This window comes from Bacteroides sp. L10-4 (assembly GCF_013373675.1).
Taxonomy (GTDB): domain Bacteria; phylum Bacteroidota; class Bacteroidia; order Bacteroidales; family Bacteroidaceae; genus Bacteroides; species Bacteroides muris.
On sequence record NZ_JABXJH010000117.1, the window covers coordinates 1 to 3,264 of the forward strand.

Consider the following 3,264-nt stretch of genomic DNA (forward strand, 5'->3'; position numbering starts at 1 on the left):
CGTTGTTCCGAGCTGTCTGAGTAACGTCCCATTTGGGTGAAATTAATCTTTCTTGGTAGTACCATATACAAAATCATGAGTTGAATGAATGCAGTTTTAAAACTTTTGCGTAACTTCGCTGAACAACATTTCAAAGCATCGGTTACGATTTCCTCATATTGGTCAAGTGCTGTTTTGTTCATTGCTTTAATGTGTGGTAGGATACCATTAAAGATAATGAAAATCAGCCACTTGGCCTATTTTTTATACTAAATATTATTTACTAACTCATTTGTTTTCAACGGATTAACTGTAATTTTAACGAAGTATTAAATATAAAAAATCATGAGAAAATTAGCATTTACAATCGGAATGGCATTTATGGCACTTAGCCAAATAAACGCCCAAAGTTTTAAAGAAACATTTGATGCAAACTCCCTTGAATGGACAGAATGTGCTTACGAAAGTAATAGTGGAACAGCTATTATAGATAATGGCAAGATGACTATTATCTCAAAAGGTGAGAATAAAGGACTGGGAGTAGCCCTTACGGCATTAAGTGGCGTGGCTACTAAAGTTGGCGAAAACACTTTCTTTGAAACCCATTGCTACGCACCACTTGACGTACAGAAACCATTCAAGATAAGAACCCATGTCAATATTCAAAAACTGGCAAATGACCGTACTACTGGATTAGTCTTTAACTATAGAGATGGCGGAAACTTTTATTGCTTTAACTTCAACAACGAAATGGTACGGTTTGAACGCCGAGTAGATGGAATGGTAGTAGGTGCTATCCAACAAGGCGTAAAATGGAAAGACAGAAAGAAAGTTGACCAAGAATGGGAACTTATAAGTGACGGTCAAGTCCTTACATTCATTGTTGATGGAGTACAAATACTGAAAGTACGTTATATGCCATTAGATTATACAGGATTTGGCTATTATACATTTGGTAAGCAAGAACTACAAGTTGATGATGTAGAATTTATCCAATTATAATAAAAAACGATATTCTGAAAAGGAAACAGCATTTGAGGAAACTCTTATGCTGCTTTTCTTTTTATTAAAACTACTACAATTTCAAGAGATACTTCCATCTATACCCCATTCACTAAAATGTTGCAGTAAAAGCATTGGTAATTAAAAGAGGAATGATTACCTTTGTCTTAAACTCATAATCAAACAAATTATGGAATACATCAACGAATTTCACAAAGAATGGATAGAACGTACTCGCCAATCAATAACCTCTTGGAGCAAGCAGCCCATATCGTTAGAAGCCAAAAGGAAGCAGCAGGAGAAACTGAACCAACAGAGGGCTATAAGAGAGGGCAAACAGAAGAACTCATAAAGTTTTCCAATGCCAACGGCTTATGGATTTCACTTCCTAGTTTAAATGTGGAGTTCCTTAATAAAGGCGGAGAGAATGAAGTCTATACAGGAGATAAAGACGACATTGTTGTCAAGCTGAACAACTTTGAATACGCAGGGGATGATTTAGAGAACTTCTTCATCCGCATTGCTGCACACAACAAGTTCTTTAGTAATGTTCCTTATCAGATGATAGGCTTCGCTTATAATAGTCAGCAAGAATTTTGCGCAGTTCTCGTACAGCCTTATATATTAGCTGAACGGGAAGCTACGGAAGATGAAATCGCCACCTATATGCAAGCACTTGGCTTTGAAATGGACTATTACGACGAATATCGTAATTCGGATTATGAAGTGTTTGATGCAGTTCCCAATAATGTACTTTATGGCATAGACGGAGATTTATACTTCATTGACACGCAGATTAGATTACGGTCTTAACTCTATTAGGAGTACTCTCATCTAAAGGGTAACGCATAGGCATTTGCCCATGATGCAGCCCTTTTTGATAATTCGTTCTTTTATTTACTAACAAGGAGTTTACCCATTGCTATTATAGCATTGATTAATAACAGCTTGCAAAGACTTACAGGGATGCTGTGTCGCTGCTTCATACGGTATGACCGACACTATGGGTCGTATGCACTCAGACGCTCAGTTCGCTGGTTCATCCTCAGTTCCCGCTCACGTAGAAATGATGGGATTCCTGGGAATCGGTAACAACCCGATGGTAGGTTGTACAGTGGCTTGCGACGTTGACGTTGCTACTGCTTTGAGCAAATAATATTGAAATTATTTATATGGAGAGTACTTTTTTAAGTACTCTCCTATTTTTTATTAAAAACAAAAACTTTTGGAAAAGCGTTTCCATTCCATTACTTATTAAAAGATATTTGAGCTTTTAGCTCTTATTCTCTCAATCTGAAAACCGCCAATTTGAAGTTCACGAGAATAAGTAGATGAAGGTTCACGTCCTGTTTGGGCGTGAACTGTTCGTGCTTATTTGTGAACAAGGTGCTTGGCGGTGCCTCAGATTGAAATAAGTCACGAATGGTTCCGCCTTTTTTATTTCTGTATGATACACATTGGAAAACTGATAGAGGAAGAGCTTCACCGCCAAGAACGCTCTGTGAGCTGGTTCGCCAAAAAACTCTGCTGCGAACGGACAAATGTGTATTCCATCTTCAAGCGTACCAGTATCGACACCGCCCTTTCCATCGTGCTGCAACACAATTTCTTTCAACACTACCTCACCGAATTAGACCGGAAACAGGTCAATTAAGTCCCGGCTTAATCAAGAAAAGCGTGATTTTTCTTCAACACATTCGTGAATTATACTATCATTCCAAAATGATATGCAAACATCTGCCGCCCTATCTTTGCAGAAAAAACAAATGAGAATTATCATATACATTCTGTTTTCATTATTCTTTTCTGCAAAACTATGTGGAGAAAATTTCAGAATCGATAAATATCGATGTTCCAACAAATTATACACTCACATTATCAATCACATATTTCGCAGCCATAATAATAATAAAGAAATATCATTATCCAATGAAGGTAATATCATATATGTATCATATGCCAACAAAAAGAATATCTCATTCCACAAATCAGCTAAAAATGACAATGTTTTCCTCAAAAAGAAAGGAAAATACATTGCCAACCTATTTATAAAGAAGAATCAATATGACATTATAGTTGGGGCTTATTTCATTGTCATTAGAAAAGACAAACAGATAGCAAAGATATCACTTACTCGTATATAAATTATGCAACGATAAGTAACTAATCAAAATTAAGCAGCATAATGGCTAAAGTTAATATTCAGTCGTGTTCCTATCGCCGCCAAAGCCCTGTTGGTGGCATAAAACAGCGATTCGGTAGTGACATAATCCTGTGGTCGGA

3 protein-coding genes and 2 pseudogenes are annotated in these 3,264 nt (G+C 36.8%); 4 read left to right on the forward strand and 1 reads right to left on the reverse strand.

Translation table 11 applies throughout. The annotated features are described in order from the left end of the window. Positions 1–182, reverse strand: a pseudogene (locus HU824_RS19570) (transposase); the annotation flags it as partial. A gap of 142 nt (positions 183–324) precedes the next feature. Here HU824_RS19570 and HU824_RS19200 point away from each other — a divergent pair. The 4 genes and pseudogenes from HU824_RS19200 to HU824_RS19215 all read left to right on the forward strand — a co-directional run bounded on the left by HU824_RS19200 (position 325) and on the right by HU824_RS19215 (position 2,635). Continuing rightward, positions 325–981, forward strand: a complete 657-nt coding sequence (locus HU824_RS19200; protein ID WP_176469721.1) for a hypothetical protein — start codon at positions 325–327, stop codon at positions 979–981. A 219-nt stretch (positions 982–1,200) separates the two neighbouring features. Then, positions 1,201–1,794: a hypothetical protein gene (locus HU824_RS19205; RefSeq protein ID WP_176469722.1), complete on the forward strand. Its 594-nt coding sequence runs from the start codon at positions 1,201–1,203 to the stop codon at positions 1,792–1,794. 166 nt (positions 1,795–1,960) lie between these two features. Further along, positions 1,961–2,137, forward strand: a pseudogene (locus HU824_RS19210) (GGGtGRT protein); the annotation flags it as partial. Positions 2,138–2,428: 291 nt separating this feature from the next. Beyond that, entirely contained in the window at positions 2,429–2,635 is a 207-nt protein-coding gene (locus tag HU824_RS19215) for an XRE family transcriptional regulator (RefSeq protein ID WP_176469723.1), read from the forward strand. Positions 2,636–3,264: the final 629 nt, after the last annotated feature.